Origin of the sequence: Methylobacterium sp. Leaf87, from assembly GCF_001422775.1 — a bacterium.
In the GTDB taxonomy this organism is placed as follows: Bacteria; Pseudomonadota; Alphaproteobacteria; order Rhizobiales; family Beijerinckiaceae; genus Methylobacterium.
Genome location: NZ_LMMI01000056.1, coordinates 97,671 through 119,695 on the forward strand (window position 1 = coordinate 97,671; position 22,025 = coordinate 119,695).

Annotated in this window: 10 protein-coding genes; 5 read left to right on the plus strand and 5 right to left on the minus strand. The window is 70.9% G+C overall.

All coding sequences use genetic code 11. From position 1 onward, the window contains the following. Positions 1-665: 665 nt before the first annotated feature. Positions 666-881, plus strand: a complete 216-nt coding sequence (locus tag ASF22_RS19455; protein ID WP_056167296.1) for a hypothetical protein — start codon at positions 666-668, stop codon at positions 879-881. Positions 882-1,027: 146 nt separating this feature from the next. Here ASF22_RS19455 and ASF22_RS19460 read toward each other — a convergent pair whose 3' ends face one another. The 3 genes from ASF22_RS19460 to ASF22_RS19470 form a co-directional block, all read right to left on the minus strand. Then, positions 1,028-2,770, minus strand: coding sequence for a Wzz/FepE/Etk N-terminal domain-containing protein (locus tag ASF22_RS19460; protein WP_056267343.1), 1,743 nt, complete (start codon positions 2,768-2,770; stop codon positions 1,028-1,030). Between the two features lie 118 nt (positions 2,771-2,888). Further along, positions 2,889-4,214: a polysaccharide biosynthesis/export family protein gene (locus ASF22_RS19465; RefSeq protein ID WP_162239592.1), complete on the minus strand. Its 1,326-nt coding sequence runs from the start codon at positions 4,212-4,214 to the stop codon at positions 2,889-2,891. Positions 4,215-4,609: 395 nt separating this feature from the next. Beyond that, positions 4,610-9,226, minus strand: coding sequence for a MupA/Atu3671 family FMN-dependent luciferase-like monooxygenase (locus ASF22_RS19470; RefSeq protein WP_082483858.1), 4,617 nt, complete (start codon positions 9,224-9,226; stop codon positions 4,610-4,612). Between the two features lie 298 nt (positions 9,227-9,524). Between ASF22_RS19470 and ASF22_RS19475 the strand changes: the two genes are divergently transcribed. Beyond that, positions 9,525-15,995 (plus strand): type I polyketide synthase, encoded by a 6,471-nt coding sequence (locus ASF22_RS19475; protein ID WP_056267348.1) that lies wholly within the window; start codon positions 9,525-9,527, stop codon positions 15,993-15,995. Positions 15,996-16,097: 102 nt separating this feature from the next. Here the strand turns inward: ASF22_RS19475 and ASF22_RS19480 are convergent, their stop codons facing one another. Further along, positions 16,098-17,198 carry a hypothetical protein gene (locus tag ASF22_RS19480; RefSeq protein ID WP_056267351.1) on the minus strand — a complete coding sequence of 367 codons (1,101 nt, stop codon included), beginning with the start codon at positions 17,196-17,198 and terminating at the stop codon, positions 16,098-16,100. Beyond that, positions 17,185-18,387 carry a glycosyltransferase family 2 protein gene (locus ASF22_RS19485; protein WP_056267354.1) on the minus strand — a complete coding sequence of 401 codons (1,203 nt, stop codon included), beginning with the start codon at positions 18,385-18,387 and terminating at the stop codon, positions 17,185-17,187. Before ASF22_RS19485 ends, ASF22_RS19480 begins: the two co-directional genes overlap by 14 nt. A gap of 459 nt (positions 18,388-18,846) precedes the next feature. Here ASF22_RS19485 and ASF22_RS19490 point away from each other — a divergent pair, with 459 nt between their 5' ends. The 3 genes from ASF22_RS19490 (at position 18,847) to ASF22_RS19500 (ending at position 22,023) form a co-directional block, all read left to right on the plus strand. Continuing rightward, the gene (locus ASF22_RS19490; protein WP_056267356.1) at positions 18,847-19,662 is read left to right on the plus strand and encodes a WecB/TagA/CpsF family glycosyltransferase; all 816 of its coding nucleotides are present in this window, start codon (positions 18,847-18,849) and stop codon (positions 19,660-19,662) included. Positions 19,663-19,710: 48 nt separating this feature from the next. After that, positions 19,711-20,988, plus strand: coding sequence for a glycosyltransferase family 4 protein (locus ASF22_RS19495; protein ID WP_082483859.1), 1,278 nt, complete (start codon positions 19,711-19,713; stop codon positions 20,986-20,988). Between the two features lie 192 nt (positions 20,989-21,180). Then, positions 21,181-22,023 (plus strand): exopolysaccharide biosynthesis polyprenyl glycosylphosphotransferase, encoded by an 843-nt coding sequence (locus tag ASF22_RS19500; protein WP_056267359.1) that lies wholly within the window; start codon positions 21,181-21,183, stop codon positions 22,021-22,023. Positions 22,024-22,025: the final 2 nt, after the last annotated feature.

A 22,025-nucleotide genomic window follows, 5' to 3' on the forward strand; every position in this document is an offset into this window, starting at 1 on the left:
CCTGGGTGTTCTAATCCCGACGACAGATTTCAAGGGAGGTCTGAGCCGATGTGGGCCCTCGTTCATGACAATGGCAGTTCCACACCGGACCCCATCGCCGATGAGCGGGAAGCGGTGCGCGCGCATCTCCGCAAGATTTTGAAGCGACTGTCGCGGAGCGGGAAATCGAACGACAATCAGCCCTAGATGCCATGGCGCGTCGCCTGTGCCGCTCGACGGCACTGGATCTCCGCAAATAGATCGCGCACTCGAGCCCCTTCTCCAGGGTAGAAGGCACTGGCCTGGCTCGTATAAGTCTCGCCTCCGGGGCGACAGGATCGATGTCCATACTCGGGCCGAACCGCCTGCGGCTCGCCTTGGGGAACGACGAGATCCGATGTGCATCGCGATCTCGATGCGCGTTCTCCGGTGCAGCTTGCGCGTGGATCGTGCAGGGTGGGCCTACCGACGCACGTCGATCGGGATGAGACCGTGATACCGGTCCGTACCTCCAAAGTGCATGCCTCGGAAGTATATTGCAATGATATCGGCCTGATCAATATCAGACAGTAAATTAATTTATATGATCTGATGAGTATCGGTCGGATTTGGTACGGGAGCCTTCTCCGGATACGAAGGTATTCTTCCCGTTGTCGAGATGCAGCCTGCATCCATGGGAGGTTGAATTGCAGTCTCGCTTTCACTTCGACCTTGAGAACAAGCGTGAGGCGATCCGCGACGAGGAGGGCGTTCTGGCGGCCGATCTTGCGTGCGCACTCGAACAGGTCGTTTCTGGCGTCGAGGAAATGCGCGCCTCCGGTGAATTGGAGGGGGCCGGCCGGGGCTGGTTCCTCGTCGTCCGGGACGCGGACGGCATCGTCAGGAAGCGTGTGCCGGTCTGAGCGACATCGCCCATCAGGCAGGCCGAGCCCCCGCATCCGCCTGACCGCTGGGCATCCGCCTGACCGCCCGGCATGGACGGCAACCCGCTGCCCCGGAAGCACCGGGGAAATGAGACCGGGTCCGCCGGTCCGATCCAATGCACCGATCAGGCGCGAGCACCGGCCCGGCCGCTCGCGCGGTACAGGAAGGCGGCGGCCGGGGAGCCCGCACGGCGGAGTGCGGCGACGTTTACCCGATTGAGGACGGTACCCAGCAGCTTGTCCCGAAGCAGGCCGGCTTGCGCGACGCCGATACCCAGATGCTCCGCCTCGACCTGTCCCCAGCCCGCGACCAGGATGACGCCGCCGAGATACTGTACCGCCGCTCGCACCTCGGCGCCGGACGCGAGGGGGGCGAGGTCGCAGATGACGTAATCGTAGTCCTTCTTCGTCCCCTTGAGCAGGGTGTGCATCGCCTCGGTCCAGATCGGCGCGCTGCAGTGGGACGTGGCGTGGCCGATGGGCAGGAAGTGGAGCCCGTCCGCGGGGTCGGTCTGCACGAGGTCGGCGGGCCGCGCCTTGCCGACGGCGAGGCATTCGATCAGGCCGTCCTGCGACTGGCGCAGCAGCCGCTTCGTGAGCCCGGAATCCGTGGCGTTGCAGTCGATGAGCAGCACCCGCTCGCCGCACGCCGCGATGACGTGCGCGAGGTTGGCGGCCACCGTGGAGGCGCCCTCCCCCGGGAAGGTCGAAGTCACACCGATCCAGCGCGGAGCCCGGCCAGCGAGGCCCGCGTCGATGGCGACCTTGGCGTGGCTCATGGTCTGGGCGAAGGCCGAGAACGGATGCTTCGCGGCGTAGCCGCTGAGCGGAAGCTGCCGCAGCAACGGGCCCTTGCGGCGCAGGCGCTCGCGCCAGCTGCGCAACCGCGCGACACGGTGCAGCCGCGGCACGATGCCGAGACATTCGGCCCCGGTGGCCCGCACGATCTGCTCGGGGCTCTGCACGGTGCGGTCGAGCATCTGCCGCAGCAGGGCGTAGGTGACCCCGAAGGCGCATCCGGCCAAGGCCGCGAGCGCGACGATCAGGAGACCGCGCGGGTTGCTCTTGTCGGTGGGAGGGGCGCCCTGGGCGATGATGCGCGTCTTCGGCCCGACATCGCGCAGACGCTCGCGCAGCCAGATGCTCGCCGATTGCGCCGCCTCGATCCGCGCGGCGACCTGATCGTCGACATACGCTCGAGCGATCTCGTTGGCGATCCGCGCCGCCTCTTCGGGATCCGGGGCGGTGGCGACGATCATCACGATGTTGCTCATGCCGACCCGTTCGACGCTGTAATCCTGCTGCAGCCGTCGCATGGCAGCGCGACGCATCTCCCCCGGGTTGCGGGGTCCCTCCGCCGCGGTGGGCTGGAGCGCCTCCGCGATGCCGCGCAATGCGCCGTCGAGGGGGCTGCGTGCCGCACCGTCCGGTTCTTCGGGGATGAGCCCGGAGACCCAGCTCGCGGCGCCTTCACGGAGCCGCTCGACGAGACCGGGCATCTCCGTGCTGCCCTCGGCGAGCCGCAGACGATCGACCACCGCAAGGGCGATCCTCTCGGAGCGCACGATCTGCATCTGAGTCTCGAGGAAGGACGGATCGGGCAGCGATTCGGCGAAGAGCGCGTCGTCCCGGCTGAAGGTCAGCTTCAGGTTCGTCAGCAGGAGTTGGGTGTGCGACTTGTAGATCACCGGTCGCATGACGACGTAGACCGCCGCCAGCGCCGCGCAGACCAGCGCCAGCTTGACGATGAGACCGAGCCGGCGGTGGACCGCGCTCATCATCCAGCGCCAGTCGATCGTTTCGCCCTCCCCCCCGAGGAAGAGCGGGTTGCCCACGAGGCTGGCGGGACTTCCCTTGACGTGCAGCATCGTTCTCGGCCTTCGATTGAAGCGGGTTTCGTCGGGGGCGTCGGGGCCGTTTCGCCCCGGGTTGCCCGTATGAATACCTGCCGCGGAGCGTCCGGCGCCCGGCTCTCCCTCGGCGGTTTCAGCGCACCACGTCGGCGGTGCGCTTCGCCCGCGCCTCCTCGGCGACGCGCGGGACCGGGGGGCGGGTCTGAGCCATGGCGGGCGTCGATCCCTCGCGGCGCTGCAGCTGCACCTTGAGGATGTCCCCGGGCAGCACGGGCGTCGTCTCGAACGCCTCGAACTCCCGGGTCTCGCCATCCTCGACCCGCACGACCGAGAACGTGAAGTGCACGGTGGGCTCGCCCCGAGCGCTCAAGGTGCTTTCGCCGGCCTGAGCGAGGCTTTCGCGCACGATGCGCTCCGCCGAGGCGATCCGGCCGTTGGTCTCGGTGATCTGCGTCTGGGTTTCCAGAAGGTCGCGCAGGGCGGCCACCGTACGCTCGGAGCGAACGGTGGCGAGGGTCCGCTCGGCGGTGTTGATGTTCTGGCGGGCCCGCAGGGCCAGGGTGTCGAACTCCTTCTGCTCGCGCTCGATCTGGGCCAGGGTGCGCTCCAGCGGCAGGACGCGCGACGTCGCGGTCAGGCCGCGGACGATGAGATCACGCACTTCGGCAAGCTCGCGCAGGACCGACTGCCGGAGCTTCTCCGTCGCCTCGCGCTGTCCCTTGAGGGAGACGATCTCGTCTTGATGCAGGGTGATGGACTGCTGCAGGGCCCGCAATTCGCTCTGCTGGTGCCCGCGCTGAGCGCGCAGCATCGACTGTTCGCTGCCGGAAAGGCCCGGCGCGGTCTCAGGCGCGGCCTCCGCCCCACCGATGGCGGCCGGTTTCTCGAGCCAGGCGATCTCGGCCTTGAGCCGCGTCTCGCGGGCGGCGAGTTCCCGGCTCTTCTGGGCGAGGATCGGCAGCTCGCCCTCGGTCTTCAGCCGCTCCTGGACCACCGAGAAGGTCATTGCGTCCGGCCGGCGGTAGGCCCCCCCGGCGATGCTGACGGCGTTGAGCACCAGCATGCCCGGCCGATAGGCGTACTCGCCCGAGCGCTCGACGCTTCCGATGATGTAGTAGGGGCGGTACTGCGCCACCCCGACGGCGGTGTTCGGCGGTTCCGACAGGCCGGCCCGCGTCCTGAGGCGCGTCGAGATCTCCTGGGCGAGGTCGGCCGGCTGGAGGCCGGAGACCGGCACGTCGCCGATGAGCGGCAGCGAGATCAGCCCGTCCGCGCCGACGGTGAATTCGCCGGTGAGGGCCGGCCATTCGTAGACGTGGATGCGCAGGCGGTCCTGGGCGCCGAGCCGGTACTGCACGGCATCGGTGGCCCGAAGCGGGGTCGATCCGATGACGCACAGCCCGAGGCACAGGGCGGCGCGCAGGTGATTGACGGACGAGGTGATGCTTGAGGGGAACATGGCCAACCCATCGCTGCCGGTCGCCGGAGGATCATAGCTGCGGCCAAGATCGGGCCCGGACTCGGCCATTCGAGGATCGGAGCGCAAAGGACGGATCACCCGTGGGACAGGGATCCGTCCAATGGGGCCTGGACTACCCCCTTGGACTGAGGGCCCGGCGCGGGGCGGTCGCACGGTGACTTCCAGCCGGGATCTCCGGGACGGCGTAGGGCCGGCCCCCGGCGAATCGCTCGCCGTGAAGCCGGCCCCGTGATGGCCGGTCCGCGTGCCGTCGATGGGCATCGCGGGTGTCGTCGGAACCCGGCGTGCCCCCTTCGCTCGGGAACGCCGCCGACCTGAGACGCCCCGGTGATTTGGGACGCTCCGCCGGCTCGGCGATACGGCGTCCGGCCGCTTCAGCCGGATGCCGTATCGCGCACCGAACCCGCGCGGGCCCGGAGCGCGTTGCGCCGCTGGGCGGCACGGTCGGAGACGCTCGCCAGCGCCGCTCCGGCGGCGGCGCCGTCGGCGAGGTGGCGGGCCAGCGCCCGTGCCGTGGGGAAGCGGAACAGGTCGGTGATGGCGAGACGGGGCGCGAGGCCGGCCTTCAGGTCGCGATGGGCCTGAACCGCGAGGAGCGAGTGACCGCCCAGGGCGAAGAAGCTGTCGCCCGGACCGACCCGCTCCAGGCCGAGCACCCGGCGGAAGATCTCGGCGATCGCGACTTCGAGGGCGTTGCCCGGCTCGCCGGCCTCCGCGACCGCGGGCGCCACCATCGCCGCGACGGGCGCCGGCAGCGCCTTGCGGTCGATCTTGGCGTTGGGCGTCAGCGGAAGGCGGTCGAGGGCGACGAAATGGGTCGGGACCATGATCTCCGGCAGGGTGCGGCCGAGCGCTGTGTGCAACGTCTCCGCCGCCGGGGCCGGCCCGTCCGGGACGAGGTAGCCGACGAGGCGCTGATCGCCCGGCCTGTCCTCCCGCACGGTGACGACCGCCTCACGCACCCCCGGACAGGCCCGCAGGGCCGCCTCGATCTCCCCGAGTTCGATCCGGTGGCCGCGCAGCTTCACCTGATGGTCGAGGCGTCCGAGGAAATGCAGGGTGCCGTCCGCCTCGAACTGCGCCAGATCGCCGGTCCGGTAGAGGCGTCCGCCCGACACGAAGGGATCGTCGAGGAAGCGCTCGGCCGTGAGGTCCGGGCGATCGAGGTAGCCCCGCGCGACCCCGGCGCCCCCGATGTAGAGTTCGCCCGGGCAGCGGGGTGGCATGGGCCGCATCCGCGCGTCGAGGACGTAGAGCCGCGTGTTGGCGATGGGGCGGCCGAGGGGCACCGTCCCGGCGCAGGCCACGGCCTCCTGCGTCGCGGACCAGATCGTCGTCTCGGTCGGGCCGTACATGTTGGTGATCTCGGCAATGCCCGCCGCCCGCAGATCGGCGAGCAGATCCCCGGACAGCGCCTCGCCGCCGACGTAGAGGTGGGACAAGCCCGCCAGCGCCGCCCGGTCCTCGGGCGCCATCAGCATCATGCCGGCCATGGACGGCGTGCATTGCAGGTGCGTGACCCGGTTCCGCCGGATCTGTGTGCCGAGCCCTTCGGGCTCGCTCGTTGCCGTGGAAGGGACGTTGCAGGCGGCCACCACGGCGGCGAGCGGGCGGAGGCCGTCGAGCACGGTCGCGGTCGGGAGGCCGAAATCGATGAGGCAGGCGATCTCGTCGACGCCGACGTCCTTGATCTGCGCCACCCGCGCCAGGGCGTCGGCCTCGGTTCCGAACAGGCCGCTGTCCTCGAAGTAGCGTTCGAAGGCGAAATCGAGGATCGCGTCCATCTCCTCCGGGGCGACGGCCCGCAGGTCTATGGCCATCGGCTGGGTGATGCCGGTCGGGCGTTTGAAGGCCGGGAATGCCCAGGCGTACTGCTTGATGAGGGCCGCGGCACTGCGCAGGTAGTCCCGCATCGGTTCCCGCGTCAGCGCCCGCACGGCGTCCCGGTCCTCACCGAGGAACGTGTGGAGCATCAGCGTGACGGTGTGGGCGGCCGGGTCGTGGCCGGCCTCGACCAGGGCGCCGCGATAGAGGGCGATCTTCTCGGCCAGTTCGTCGATGGACTGCCCGAGCAGATGGGTCAGCAGGTTGGCGCCGAGGCGTCCGGCCTCGCGAAAGCTCTCGGGGTTGCCGGCGGTGGTGATCCAGACCGGCAATTCTCTCCGGACCGGGCGCGGCTGCGTCACCACGTCGACCGTTCCTCCGCCGGGCGCCTCGAACGGCACGGCCTCGCCGCGCCACAGGCGCCGCACGGTCTCGACATCGCGCAGGAGGGCCTCCTTGTTGCGCGGCGGCGCATTCTCGGGCCGCAGCACGAAATCCTCGGGCATCCAGCCGGACGCGAAGGCGATGCCGGCACGTCCCCCGCTGAGGTTGTCCACCACCGCCCATTCCTCGGCGACGCGGGCCGGATGATGCAGGGGCAGGACGCAGCTGCCGCCCCGGATCTCGACCCGCCGCGTCACCGCCGCCACCGCCGCACCGGTCACCGCCGGGTTCGGGTAGGGCGCACCGAAATCGTGGAAGTGGCGCTCGGGGGTCCAGACCGCCGTGAAGCCGTGGGCGTCGGCAAAGCGCGCGCTCTCCAGGAGCAGATGATACATCTGCGCGTCGGACCGGTCCGATTGGCCCCAGTGGAACAGGCTGAAGGCCATCGGACCGGCAGTTCGCGCCCGTGCCGCACCGGTCGGGGCCGCGGCGACGACGACCTTGAAGCCGCGCGCGAGGGTCCAGAACAACTCCAGCACCGAGATGTCGAAGGACAGGCTCGTCACAGCGAGCCAAGTCGGCTCCGCCTCGTCGTGTGCGATCCGCGCATCCATGCCGGTGAAGAAATTCGCGACGTTGCGATGCTCGATCACCACGCCCTTCGGACGCCCCGTCGAACCCGAGGTGTAGATGACATAGGCGGCGTGCGCCGCCGTGACGCCGGATTCGGGGCGAGTTTCCGGGAGATCCGTCGCGTCGGCGTCCTCGATGGACAGAACCGTCCCGGGCGTGCCCGGCACCAGACCGGCGAGGGTCTCCTGTGTGAGGACGACGGACAGGCCGCTATCCGCGATCATCAGGGCGAGGCGCTCGCGCGGGTAGTCGGGGTCGAGGGGCACGTAGGCGCCGCCGGCCTTCTGGATCGCCAGCGCCCCGACCACGAGGTCGAGCCCCCGGGCGACGTAGAGCCCGACGGGCCGGTCCGGCCCGACGCCATGGGCCCGAAGCGCGTGGGCGACCCGGTTGGCGCGCCCGTCGAGGTCGCGGTAGCGCAAGGTCTGCGTACCGCACACGAGGGCGGTGGCATCGGGCGTGCGATCGACCTGGCGCTCGATCAGCGTGTGGAGGCAGGCGGTCTCGTCGTACGCCGTCCCGGTGCTGTTCCAGTCGAACAGCATCCGCTCGCGCAACGCCTCCGAGATCAGCGGAAGGTCCTCCACCGGACGATCGGGTTCGGCCGCGTAGGCGGCCGCCAATGTCTCGAGGCGCTCGGCCAGGGCCTCGGCCTCCGCCGCCGGCAGGCGACCGGCATCGTAGACGATCAAGGCCTCCCCCGTGCCCGCCACCAGGGTGAGCGGACAATCCGGGAGCGCGTGCTCCGGCGCGGGGGCTGTGGCCTCGACGAGGCCGATCCCGTAGCGCGAGGGGGAGAGCCCCGGGGTACGCCGTGGCAGGTCGGCGAAAGCGGTGGCATGCGCCCGCAGGGAGGCGATCTCGGCCGCGACCGCACGTTCCAGGGCCGCCCCGGACACGCCCTCGGCCTCGATCCGCATCGGCTGGACGGCGGCGAACAGCCCCGGATCGGTGCGCCCGGCCGCCCCCACCGTCGCGTCCGCGTAGGCGACGTCGAAGCGGGGCTCTCCGGAGACGCGGGCGAGATAGGCGGCGAGCGCCGCGATGGCACGGACGCCCGACAGCTCCGGCGGCAGCGCGAGCGGCAGGCTCCGCATGACCGCCGCGCCCGTCCCCGGGGGCCGGATCTCCGGCAGTGCCAGCGGTGCCAGACTAGCGAGGCGTGCCCGCGTCCAGGCCTCGTTGCGGGCCGCCGCTTCCGTCATGGCGGCGAGGCGTTCGAGTTCGTCGGCATCCGGCACCCCCAGGGTATCGCCGACGGCACACCGTGTGTCTGGATTCACGGGTGCGCCGTCCCCATCGGTCAACCCCTCGATCCGAATGGCCTGGTCCAGGGCCGCCACCGTGAGCCCGTCCGAATCGACGCCCAGCACCGTCCCGGGGGGCGACAGCGTCAATGCGCCGGTGGGCGCCACGGAGGCGACCGCGTAGGCGTCCGCGCCGATGCGGATCTTCGGAGTCACCAGGGGATTGGCGTATCCGGGCCCGAAATCGAGGGCGCGGGCGAACCTGGCGAGATCGGCGCCGGACCGGTCGAACCGGAGCAGACCGGCGGCGGCCGGGCGCCGATGCCGGCGGTACATCGTGAGGGCGCCCGCATCCTGCGGCCGGGGTACGAGCCCGCCCGCCTCGATCCCGTCGAGCAATTCGCCGAAAGCTTCGATCCCGGCCTCGAAGCAGCGGCTGTTGAGGGTGAAACCGGTCTCGTCCGGGGCGATGTCGAAGTGGCGCGCGACGTAGATACCGCCCGCATCGATCGTGTCGGTCATGGCGTGCCAAGTGATCGCGTGCGCCGTCTCGCCGTTCAGGATCGCCCAGGCCGGTGTGTTGACGCCGGCGTAGTGCGGTAGCGGACCGTCGTGGAAGTTCGCCGCTCCCTCCAGGGCTCTGCCCCAGACGCTGCGGGGCACGATGCGCAGGTTCGCGATGGAGAGGAACCAGTCGTAGTCGAACTCGGCCAGCGAGGCCGCGACCTCGCCCTCGGCGCCGACGACGCTCAACCCGACGCCCTCGGCCCAGCGCGCGACCGCATCGCTCCCCGTGACCACCGCCATCACGCGGTACCCGCGGTGGAGCGCGATCGCGCCGCACTGCACGAGCAGCGACTGGTCGCCCATGAGAACGAGCCGGATTTCGGAGGGAGCCCTCATCGCACGTCACCTCGGTTCGGAATGCGCTGGCCCAAACGGCTGCGGCCCGTGTCCGGGGCCATTTTCGAGCCGGGCCGCCTCCGGTCTAGGTCGGGGGCCGAGCGAGGCTCCACGCCTTCAATCGGGCGACGCCTACGCCTTGTGGACAGGGGGATTCACCGCATGGGGAACGGGCAGGCCGCCTTTTTGGCCGGACCGCCCATGGGGCCGGCCTCGCTAGCGTGAGGTCCATGCCCGGTGCCCCGCCGCGAGGAGGAGCCGGAACCAGGGTCACGTCGCAAGGGAGCCCGTACGTCCCATGTCCGCGTTCACGCAGCAGGCACCGGAAGCCGAAATCCACGGCGTCGACAGCTCGGAGACCGACATCGCCGTCATCGGTATGGCGCTGCGGGTCCCGGGGGCCCGCAACACGCGGAAATTCTGGGAGAACCTGCGCGGCGGCGTCTCCTCGATCCGCCGGCTCTCGACGGAGGAGCTCGACGCCGCCGGCGAATCACCCGCCCGCTATAGCCTGCCGAACTATGTGCCGGTCTCCGCCGACTTGCCCGACATGGAGATGTTCGACGCCGACTTCTTCGGGATGAGCCCGAAGGACGCCGCCGTGATGGACCCCCAGCACCGCCACTTCCTCGAATGTGCCTGGGAGGCGATGGAGAGCGCCGCCCGACCGCCGGAGTGCGAGGCCGGGCCGGTCGGCGTCTTCGCCGGCTGCGGCATGGGCAGCTACTTCTACGACAACGTCCTCAGCCATCGCGATCTGGTTGAGCAGACCGGCCTGTTCCTGCTGCGGCACACCGGCAACGACAAGGACTTCCTCACCACGCGCGCCTCGTTCCTGTTCGACCTGAAGGGGCCGAGCGTGAGCGTGCAGACGGCCTGCTCGACCTCCCTCGTCGCGGTCCACGCCGCGTGCCAGAGCCTGCTCGCCCGCGAATGCGACATGGCGCTCGCCGGCGGCGTCACCATCGAGCTGCCGCACCGGCGCGGCTACCTCCATCAGGACGGCGAGATCCTCGCTCCGGACGGTGTCTGTCGCGCCTTCGATCATCGGGCCGCCGGCACCGTCTTCGGCTCCGGCGTCGGCGTCGTGGTGCTGCGCCGGCTCGCCGACGCCCTGCGCGACGGGGACCCGATCCAAGGCATCATCAAGGCGACGGCGATCAACAACGACGGTGCCGAGAAAGCCGGCTACCTCGCCCCCAGCATCGACGGGCAGGCCCGCGCCATCGTCGAGGCGCAGGGCCTCGCCGGGATCGGCGCCGACGCGATCCAGTACGTCGAGTGCCACGGCACCGGTACCTACTTGGGCGATCCCATCGAGATCGCGGCGCTCACCCAGGCATTCCGCCAGAGCACCGGGCGCAGCGGCTTCTGCCGCGTCGGCTCGGTCAAGACCAATATCGGGCATCTCGACACGGCGGCGGGTGTCGTCGGCCTGATCAAGGCCCTGCTCGCCCTGCAGCACGGGGAGATCCCCGCGAGCCTCGGCTTCGAGCGGCCGAACCCGTCCATCGATTTCGCCGGCAGCCCGTTCGCGGTCGCCGATCGGTTGACGCCCTGGCCGCGGATCACGGGGCCGCGCCGGGCCGCCGTGAACGCCCTGGGCGTCGGCGGCACCAACGCCCACGCGATCCTCGAAGCCCCTCCCAAGATCGCCGCGTCACCCGCCGGGTCCGGCGGCCCGGAGCTGATCCTGCTCTCGGCCCGGAACCGCGCTGCCCTCGACGCGGCGGGCCGCGACCTCGCGGCCGAGCTCGAACGCCGGCCCGAACTGTTGCTCAGAGACGTGGCCTACACGCTGTTCTCGGGCCGCCGGCACTTCGAGCACCGCCGGGTCCTGGCGGTCGCCGACCGGGCCGAGGCGATCGTGCTCCTGACCGGTGGGGACAGCCGCCGCAGCCACACCCATACGGTGGTGCCGGAGGCGTCCGGCGCCGTCTTCCTGTTTCCGGGCGGAGGTGCGCAGCACCCCGGCATGGCGCGCGGACTCTACGACGGCGAGCCGGTCTTCCGTGCCGCCGTCGACGAGGGCCTCGGCTACCTGCCGCCGGCGGTCGCTTCCGAAATCCGAGCGCATTGGCTCGGCGCGTCGTCGCACGGGGCGGAGGCCGCCGCGTGGCTGCTGCGCCCCTCCCGCCAGCTTCCGGCGATCCTGATCTGCGAGGTCGCCCTCGCCCGGCTCTGGTCGAGCCGGGGCCTCACGCCCGCGGCGCTGATCGGCCATTCCATGGGCGAGAACGCCGCCGCCTGCGTCGCCGGGGTCATGACCTTCCGCGAGGCGGTCGGTCTCGTGCGCCTGCGCGGCGAATTGTTCGATACGGTGACGGGCGGCGGCATGCTCAGCGTCGCCCTCGACGCCAGCCTCTTGCGCGCCCGGCTGCCGGCGGACCTCGACCTCGCCTCCGTGAACGGCCCGGGCCTGTGCGTCGTCTCAGGCCCCGAGGCCGCGCTCGCGGCGTTCGCTGCGGCGCTCGCCGCCGAGGGCGTCGAGGCGGCCCCCGTCGCCATTGCCATCGCCGCGCATTCGCGGATGCTCGACCCGATCCTGCCGCGCTTCGAAGCCTACCTGCGCACGCTGGACCTGCGCACGCCCATGATCCCGGTGGTCTCGAACCTCACCGGAACATGGCTCACCGATGCCCAGGCCCGCGATCCGCTCTACTGGGTCTCGCACCTGCGCGGGACGGTGCGCTTCGCCGACGGGCTCGCGCTCCTCGCCGCCGACCGGGCACGCGTCTACGTCGAGGTCGGCCCCGGTCGCGCCCTGTCGTCCCTCGTGAAAGCACAGGGGACGATCCCGGCCGATGCCATCCTCAACACGCTGCCGCATCCCGACGAGGCGACGGATGTCCGCCTGTCGTTCCTCGCCGCGTTCGGCCGGGCGTGGGCGACGGGCCTGACGCTCGATCCCGGCCGGCTGTGGGCCGGGCGCGGTTGCCGGCGCGTCGCGCTGCCGACCTACCCGTTCCAGCACAAGCGCTACTTCCTCGATGCCGTGGCACGGCGTGCGTCCGACCCGGCCGAGGCGGTGCCGACGCGCCGGCCCGATATCGCCGAATGGGGCTACCGACCGGTCTGGCGCCAGTCGGCGGCGCCCCTGGAGGCACAGTGCGATCCCCTGCCCCGCACGTGGCTGGTGTTCCACGATGGGGAGGGCGTCGGCCCGGATCTCATCGCCCGCCTGCGCACCGCCGGCCATAGGGTCACCGAGGTGGTGCCGGGCGATCAGTTCGGCCGCCGTGGCCTCGACTCTTACGCACTCTGCGCCGAAGAGGGCCGGCCCGCCTACGAAGCCCTGGTCCAGGCCCTCGACGCGGATGGACGCCGGCCCGACCGGATCCTCCACCTGTGGCTGCTGACCCGCGAAGAGCGGGTCCGGCCCGGGTCGAGCGCCTTCCACCACACCCTGGAACGCGGCTTCTCCTGCCTCGTCGGGCTGATGCAGGCGTTGGGCGAGGCCGCGCCGGTCCACGTCACCGTGGTGACGAACGGGATGCAGGCCGTCGGCGGTCGTGTGCCCGCCCATCCGGACAAGGCGACGGTGCTCGGGCCCGCCCTGGTCATTCCGAAGGAGATGGCGGGCGTCACCATCCGCACCATCGACATGGATTGGCCCGAACCCGCCGCTCCGGCACGCCTCGGCCGGCGGCCCCGCCCCGCAGCGCCGGAGGGCGGCGACCTCGAACGGCTGTGGGACGATCTCATCGCCGAGCCCGGCACCGAGACGGTGGCCTACCAGTGTGCGCGGCGCTGGACGCAAGGTTTCGCCCCCCTCGCCCTCGACGCGGCGGAGGCGGGCCGCGCGCGTCTGCGCGAGGGTGGCGTCTACCTCGTCACCGGCGGCCTCGGCGACATCGCGGGCACGATCTGCGAGGCGCTGGCGCGGCAGTACCGGGCGCGCCTCGTGCTGGTCGGACGCTCGATCCTGCCCGAGCGCGACCTGTGGGACGATCTCCTGCGGGTCCATGGCATCGAGGGGCGGACAGGCCGCTCGATCGCGCGGATCCGCCAGCTGGAAGCCCTTGGGGCGGAGGTGCTCTACGGGTGCGCCGACGTCAGCAATCCGGAGGAACTGCGCGCGATCATCGCGCGGGCCCACGCCAGGTTCGGGCCGATCAACGGCGTGATCCATACAGCCGGCCTGGTGCGGGACGGCCTCGTCGCCATGAAGTCCGAGGCCGACATCGAGGCGGTGTTCGCCCCGAAGATTCAGGGCACGCAGAATCTGCACGCCCTGCTGCGCGACGACCCCCTCGATCTGTTCGTGCTGTTCTCCTCCACCAGCGCCGACACCGCGCCGGCCGGTCAGGTCGATTACGTGGCGGCCAACGCCTACCTCAACGCCTTCGCGGAGGCGGCCGCCGGGCACGGCACCTGCCGGACGGTGGCGATCCACTGGGGCATCTGGAACGAGATCGGCCTCGCCGCCCGCTCCGTTGCGCCCGCGCGGACGCCGCCGGTGCGGCCGACACCGCGTGGTCCGCTGTTCACGGCCTGGACCGAGGACGGGGCCGGCGGCACTTGTCTGGAAGGGCGCTGGAGCGCGACGGACCATTGGATTCTCGACGAGCACCGGATGGCCACGGGCGAGGCGATCTGGCCCGGGACCGGCTATCTGGAAATCGCCGCCCAGGCCCTGCGCGAGCACGGCATCGAGGGCGGGTTCGCCCTCGAGGATCTGATCTTCCTGCGCCCGCTGCACGTGCCGGACGGTGAAGCCTGCCGGGTTCAGGTGCGCCTGGAGCCCGACCAGGACGGTTTCCGCCTCGACGTGCGCAGCCTCGTGTCGGCGGGCGCCCGGACGGGGTTTCGCCGCCACGCGCGCGCCCGGATCCGTCTGCTCCCTGCCGCATCCCCGCGCGGAGATGCGCCACAGGCCACCGGGACGTTGCCGTCGGCCATTCCCTCCGTACAGGAGGCGCATCTGCGCTTCGGGCCGCGCTGGCGTGTCCTGCGCGGCCTTGCCATCGCGGACGGTACCGCGACGGCGCGCCTCGCCCTCGATCCGGCCTTCCGGGCCGATCTCGACACGGGCTACCGCCTGCATCCGGCGCTCACCGACATCGCCACCGGCTGCGCCATGACCCTCGTGCCGGCCTACGATGCGGGCGCGGCCCTCTGGGTGCCCGTCTCCTACGGACACGTACGGGTGCATGCCTCGATGCCCGCGGAGGTGACGAGCCGGATCCGGCTCGGCGTCGCCGAGGGCGGCGAGGGCTTCGCGAGCTTCGACATCGTGATCACCGATGCGGCGGGCGAACCCGTGCTGGAGATCGAGGGCTTCACCGTGAAGCGCCTCGACGGCGGCGTCACCCTGGGCGCGTCCGATGCCGGCATCGAGTTCGTGGCCCCGCGCGCCGATCCATCGCAGGCGTCGTCGCCGGCGGTGCAGGCCCTCGCCGCGATGGTCCGCCAGGGCATCCGGCCGGAAGAAGGTGGCGAGGCGCTGTTCCGGGCGATCGGGGCCGGGCGGCCGCAGGTCATCGTCAGCTCGATGGATCTCGAGGCCCTGCGCGCCCGCGCCGCCGCACCGCAAGCCGAGGCCGCCGCCCGGACCGAGCTTTTCGAGCGGTCCGGGAACGAGGACGCCTACGTGGCGCCCCGCTCCGAGACCGAGCGGGTGCTCGCCGGCTTCTGGACGGAACTCCTCGGCATCGGCCGGGTCGGCATCGAGGACAACTTCTTCGACGTCGGTGGTCATTCCCTGATCGCCGTGCGCCTCCTGCGCAAGATCCGCACGCGCTTCGCCACCGATCTGCCGATCTCGGTTCTGTTCGAGGCGCCGACGATCGCGGCCTTCGCGGTCCTGCTCGGAGACCGGCCCGAGGCGGCGGCACTTTCCGGGACGGGCGACGCGGATCCGGCCCCGGCGGAGGCGGCGCCCAGACGGCTGCACGTCGTGCCGATGTGGGTGCGGGCGGACGATGCGCGCACGCCGTTCTTCCTCTGTGCCGGCATGTTCGGCAACGTGCTCAACCTGCGCCACCTCGCGCTCCAACTCGGGAGCGAGCGGCCGGTCTACGGCCTGCAGGCCCGCGGGCTCTACGGCGAGCACGCTCCCCACGAGACCTTCGAGGACATGGCACGGGACTATTGCGCGGAGATCCGCGCGGTCCAGCCGCGGGGGCCCTATCTGCTCGGCGGCTTCTCCGGCGGCGGCCTCGCGGCCCTGGCGATGGCCCGGCGCTTGGCGGAGGAAGGCGAGGCGGTGCCGGTCGTCCTGCTCCTCGATACGCCGGTTCCCCAGCAGGTGACGCTCTCCCTCTCCGACCGCCTCGCGATGAAGGTGCAGGAATTCCGGTCGCAGGGGGGGAGCTTCCTCGGCGCTTGGATCAAGCGGCGCGCCCGCTGGGAGGCGATGCGCCTGCGCGAGCGGATGCAGGCGCCCGAAACACTCGGGACCGAGCAGTTCCACGACGGCGCCATCGAGGCCGCCTTCCGTCGTGCCCTCGAGCTGCTCGTGCTGGAGCCGTATTCCGGACGGGTCGTCCTCTACCGGCCGGAGGTCCAGGTCGCCCACCGCCTCTCGGGAGGACGCCGATTGGATGTGAACCGCTCCCTCATCCTGGAGGACAACGGCTGGGCGCCCTACGTGCCGGACCTCGATATCGTTCACGTCGCCGGCAACCACGACAGCATGGTGCTGGAGCCCAACGTCCGGGTGCTCGCCGCCCGGATGCGCCGCCATCTCGCCGATGCCGAGGCGGCCCCGGCCGAGCCCTCCCGCTTCGACCCCTCCCGATCCGCGCCCGCCGCGGCCCTCGCCTGATCGGCCACGCCCGATGCGGCGTCGAAGGCCCGGCCGCCGGACAGGCGGCCGGGCTTTCGTACGGTCGGCCCCCCGTTAGCGTCGGTCGTCGATGGGCTGCCTTCAGCCCGTGCCGTCGGAGGATGGGTCGAACGGCGTCCAGCCGGGTGCGCGCCACAGTTTCCAGCGCCAGCGCAGGGCCTTGCTCAGCCGTTCGACCCGGGCGCCGAGGAGGCCCGCCTGCGGGCGCCAGTGCGCGCGCTCCATGTAGGGCCAGAAGATCTCCGTCGCCTGGCTCCGCAAGCGTGCCGCGCAAGCCGCCGGATCGGGTTCCGGCTCACGCGCGGCGGTTGCGGCGACGGTACCGGCGAAGTCCTGCAACGCCCTCGCCGTCTGCGGGTCGATCCCTTCGGGAGCCCAGGTGCCGATCGGTGCACGCCCGGTCATCGCCGCATAGGTGACGAGGGCCAGGGCGTAGTGGCCGAGGCGCGTCGGATGAACTTGGTCTTGGATGAGCAGCGCAGTGGTTCGGCCGGCATCCTTTTCCGGCCATCCCGGAGGCGCGGACCCGTTCGCCGCCCGCTCGATCAGCGTGACGAGGGCGGTGGCGGCGGGGAGGATGGCGATGGGGTTGCCCCGCCGGGCGGCCACCGAGCGCCGGTTGGCCGCCGCGACGAGGCAGTGCCAGAGCGGAGCCGCCGCGCGCTCGTAGGCGATCCAGGCGCTCGGCTCATCCTTGTCGTCGAGGGACATCCACGGAACGTAAAACCATGTCTTGATCCCCGGATTGGCGGCAGAGGCGCAGTCGTGCAGCCGACCGAGCGCGCCGATGGTGTCGTTCCACAGGAACGCACCCATGAGGTCGTGCTGCTCGGTCACCACGAGGGTGTCGTAGAGCCCGCCTGGCCCGTCCGGGTCCGAGGCCTCGTCGGTCACGAACGCGCCGTCACGGCAGGCACGCTGCCGGATCGTCGATCCGGAGCCGTGGCGCCGGCCCCAGGCGAGCGGCTGTCCCAGGCTTGCGGCGATCCGTTCGAGATCGTCGGGAATCGGCCGGTCGGTCAGGCTGTGTCCCGAGATGAAGATTCGCGCCGGAGCGGCCGCCTCGTCCGCCCGGGCCGGTCCGGTGCTCGGAGCGAAATGGCTAACAGCCAGGAGGTGAGCGGCGAGGCCGGCGGCCGCGAGACGGCGCGGCCGCCGGCCCGGACGGTCACGGCGTTCCACTGCGATCGGTCCTGGTCCAGGCGACCGGCGTCCGTGCCAGGAGCCGCTGGTAGAGGACGGCGTTGCCCGCGAGGTAGGCCATGAGCGCACGTGGCCCGCCGCCGCCATGGCCCTCGGCACCCGCCAGTCGCCAGCCGGCGACGATCGCGACCGTAAGGGACGCCGCACTGGCCGCACCGATGGCGAACGGCACCGGCGAAGCGCCCGCCACGGCCGCGGCGGCGGCGATCGCCACGAGGGCGGCATTGGCCAGAAGCAGCAGCGTCAGGGGCGGCACCATCGCGTCGAGCATCTGGGCCACGCATGCGCGGTCGCCGCGGCGCAGACCGGTGATGAGCTGCGGCAGCGCCGTGCGGATCTGTCCCAGATGCCCCCGCTGCCAACGCTCGCGCTGACTCGCGACGGCGGGTTGCGCCGTCGGAAACCGGCTCGTCACGAGCGCCGCATCGCACAGCATCGGGGCGTGCCCCGCCAGGGCGCAGTCGAGGCCGAGCTTCAGGTCCTCGACGATCTCGCCGCTGTCGAGCCGGGCCTGCGCGATGATCGGCCAGGGGAAAGCCATGCCGCTGCCCGTGAGCTGGCAGGGCAGGCCCAGGGCGGCGAGTCCGCGCGGCCGGAGCGCGTTCTTCACGAAAAAGGCGAACTCCGCCACTTTGAGGCCCGGACGGGCACCGGGCGGGGCGAGGCAGAGGTAGCGCGCCTGGACGGGACGCCCGTGGGCCAGCGCTTGCCCCGCGAGGGCGTCGAGGGCACCGGTGCCGAGATGGCAATCGGCATCGACGAACACCACCACGTGCGGCGCCGCAGCCTGCAGGTGCCGGATTCCCGCATCCATGGCGTAGCCCTTGCCGCGCGCGAACGGGTTCTGCCGCACCACCACCTCGGCGCCGGCCGCTGCCGCGACCTCCGCCGTGCGGTCGGTACAATTGTCGGCCACGACGACGAGCCGATCGTCCGGCAGCAGCTGTGCCCGGACGCTGTCCAGGGTCGCGCCGAGGTGCCGCTCCTCGTCATGCGCCGGGACGACCACTGCGAGCGAGCGCCGATCCCGCGAGGGAGGCAAGGGCGAAGGCCGTGATCGCGGCCGATGGGCGGCCGCGATCTCAAGGCAGAACAGGGCGGCGGGAATTGCCAGGATCACCGCCACGAGACCGAGGAGGCCTGACAGCAGGAAGAGCGGCACGGTCATCGGAGCCTCGCATCGTTTCGGCCCCCGAGCGGGCGCCCCGCCTCAGGGTTTGCCGATCCGAATCGCGCTCCAAGGCTTCGTCGTGCCTCAAAAGGAAGGCGTCCCTACCGCCTTCGCGTGAGACCGTTCGCCTGCATCGACCCCTTCGCCCACCTTCCGGGGACGGGCCTCTCCGGAGGGCGCATCGAAGCCGTTCAGCAACGCGCCCGATGGAACCGTCCGGAGCCGAGCATCGAGAATTCGAGGTATTCGGAAGTCGTCCGGTGAAGTGGAGATCTGTTGTTCCAATAATATACCGACGATTTCGATCGGTTTTCCGCGAATGTTCGCCCGATATGCGTAGTTTGTGACCCTGCGGCTGCGTGCATCTGTGTCCAGCGAAGTCTTCGGTGCGGGGCCGGCCAACGCGACGCGGGTGGTCGGCATGCACCGCGTTCGAGTCCTTCCTGGAGCGGAACCATGCCGATCGGTCTGGCCGGCGCAGTCAGCCTGCGCGAACATTTCTTCAATGCACCCTTCGACGGTCTCGATCGGTCCGAGGTTCTCTCGCTGCTCGCTCAGGATCCGCCGCGAGACTTCGAGGCGCGATCGTTCCGCTACGTCGTCACCCCCAATGTCGACCACGTGGTCCGCCTGAGCGCGGACCCGTCCCTCGCCCCCTGCTACGAGGCCGCCTGGCTCTCGCTCTGCGACAGCAAGCCGATCCTGGTGATGTCGCGGTTGCTGACCCGCGGCGGATTTCTGCACCTTCCGGGCTCGACGCTCACCGAGATCCTGTTCCGGACCGTGATCCGCCCGGGGGATCGCATCGCCCTGGTGGTCGCCAGCGACGCCATCGCGGCGGATATGCGGGTTTCCTTCCCGGACCTCGATCTCGCGATCCTCACGGCACCGCCCGACATCGACGGCGATCCGGCGGCCTTCGCGACCTGCGTCGCTTTCGTCGCCCGCAGCCGCGCCCGCTTCACCTTCATCGCCATCGGCGCGCCGCGCTCCGAGCGGATCGCCTTCCAGGCCTCCCTCGATCCCGACGCGTGCGGAACCGCCCTGTGTATCGGCGCTGCGCTGGAATTCCTGCTCGGCCGCAAGCGCCGCGCTCCGCTCTGGATGCAGCGGACGGGCATCGAATGGCTTCATCGCCTCGCCAGCGAGCCGCACAGGCTCTGGCGTCGCTACCTCCTCGCGGTGCTGCCGTTCGGACGCCTCCTGCTGAAGGAGGGTCTCGCGCGGCTGCCGTCCCGGCGCGCCCTGCCGCCCCGGACGGTCAAGTCCTGAGCACCCGACGCTCCCCATCGGAACCACGGATCGAAGGACGTGCCGGCGATGAAGATCGCGTACCTGATGAACACCTATCCGTTGCCGAGCACGACCTTCATCCGGAGGGAGATCGAGGCGATCGAGGGACTCGGGCACCGGATCCGGCGCTACGCCGTGCGTGCCTGGCCGCAGGCCCTGGTCGATCCCCGCGATCGCGCCGAGCGGGCGGCGACGCATTACCTGCTCACGCGCAACCTGCGTGGTCTGCTGGGCGCGGCCGTGCGCGAGATGCTGGGCAATCCGCGCGGCCTCGCCCGGAGCCTCGGACCGTGGCTGACGCTCGCGCGCGCCGCTCGCAACGGGCCGGTGCGGCCGGTCGCCTACCTCCTGCAGGCGGCCTACCTTCGCCAGCGCGCGGCGGCCGAGGGGATCGACCACATCCACGTGCACTTCGCCACGAATGCCACCACCGTGGCGATGCTGGCGCGGCTCATGGGCGGGCCGAGCTACAGCTTCACCGCCCATGGCCCGGACGAATTCGAAGAGCCGGAGCGGCTGGGCTTCTCCGACAAGATCGCGCAGGCCCGCTTCGCGGTGGCGATCTCGCGGTACTGCCAGGATCGCCTCATCGGACTTGCCCGCCCGGAGGACGGTTCGAAGATCCGTGTGGCGCGCTGCGGGCTCGCCCTCGAGGAGTTCGCGGCGGTGCGCCCGCGCTGGACCGACACCCAGACCCTCGTCTGTGTCGGACGCCTCTGCGCCGCCAAGGGCCAGGTGATGATTCCGGCGGCGGTCGCGGCCCTGCGCGGACGCTTCCCCGACCTCAAGGTCGTCCTGGTCGGCGACGGCGATCGCCGGGCCGAGATCGAGGCGGCCTGTCGCCGCCACGGCGTCGCGGACCGGGTGATCCTGCACGGCTGGGCGAGCAACGCGGAGGTACGCTCCCTCGTCGCCGCGAGCCGCGCCCTTCTGCTCCCGAGCTTCGCCGAAGGCCTGCCCGTCGTGATCATGGAGGCCTTCGCCCTCGGTCGCCCGGTCATCTCGACCCATGTCGCCGGCATTCCGGAGCTGCTCGATGCGCGGTGCGGCTGGCTGATCCCGCCCGGCGACGTCGAAGCGCTGACGCAGGCGATGGAAGCGGCCCTCCTCGCGACGCCCGACGAACTCACCGCCAAGGGTGCGGTGGGACGGGAGCGCGTCGCGCGCTTGCACGATCGCCGCGCCCTCGCCCGAACCCTGTGGCGGCTGTTCGAGGAGGCCGGCGCAATCCGTCGCCCCGCTTTCGCCGACGAACGCGCGGGTGCGAGCACCATATCGTCGGCCGGACTGGCTGATCAGGTTTGACGTCCGAGTCCGTGGTTTCGATCGAAATATTCGATGTCACATCGATAGTAAGTATTCATATATGTAGCTGCGATGTCTAAAATTATAAATAACAAGCTGTATAATATTCAGACGTGAGACGATTATTTATTTAGAATTTATTTCTATTTTCCCGCAACGTCCATCGTCCATTCGTTGTCAACGAGGCCGGTCATGAGCGCGCAGGCTGCCGCAACGTCACAGGGCATCGCATCGCTGGCGCAGCCCTGGCTGCTCGGGGCCGAGCAAATGGGTCTTCCGACCGCCGGCGAGGCGATAGGCCTCGACCGGCCGGTTGGCACGATGGTCGCGCTCGAGGCGGCCATCCTCGACGCGCTTCCCGCCAGTGCCGGACCAGCCGCACTGCTCGACGCCGGGGCCGGCGAGGCGTGCGGGCTCACCCTGCCGCGCTCGCCGCTCGACGAGACCGATCTGGCGCTCAAGCGCGGCTTCGACCTCGTGGTCGCGGCGCTGCTGGTCTTCCTGCTGGCGCCCCTCCTCGTCGCCGTCGCACTCCTGATCCGCTTCACTTCGGAGGGACCGGTGCTGTTCCGGCAGACGCGCGGCGGCCTGCACGGGCGCCCGTTCGAGATCTACAAGTTCCGGACGATGACGGTTCAGGAGAACGGCACGGCGGTGGTCCAGGCCCGGCGGGGCGACCCGCGGGTGACGCCGCTCGGTCGCTTCCTGCGCAGCAGCAGCCTCGACGAGCTGCCGCAGCTCTTCAACGTGCTGAAAGGCGACATGTCGATGATCGGCCCGCGGCCGCACGCAGTCGACCAGGAGCGGGACTTCGCCCTCCGGGTCGCCGATTACGCCCTGCGCCACCATGTCAGGCCCGGCATCACCGGCTGGGCTCAGGTCTGCGGCTATCGCGGCGAGACCCGGACCGAGGACGCCCTCGCCCGCCGGATCGCGTTGGATCTGCAATACATCGAGCGTTGGAGCTTCTGGCTCGATCTGTGGATCATGGTCCGGACCTGCCGGGCGGTGCTCGCTCCGCAGAACGCCTACTGATC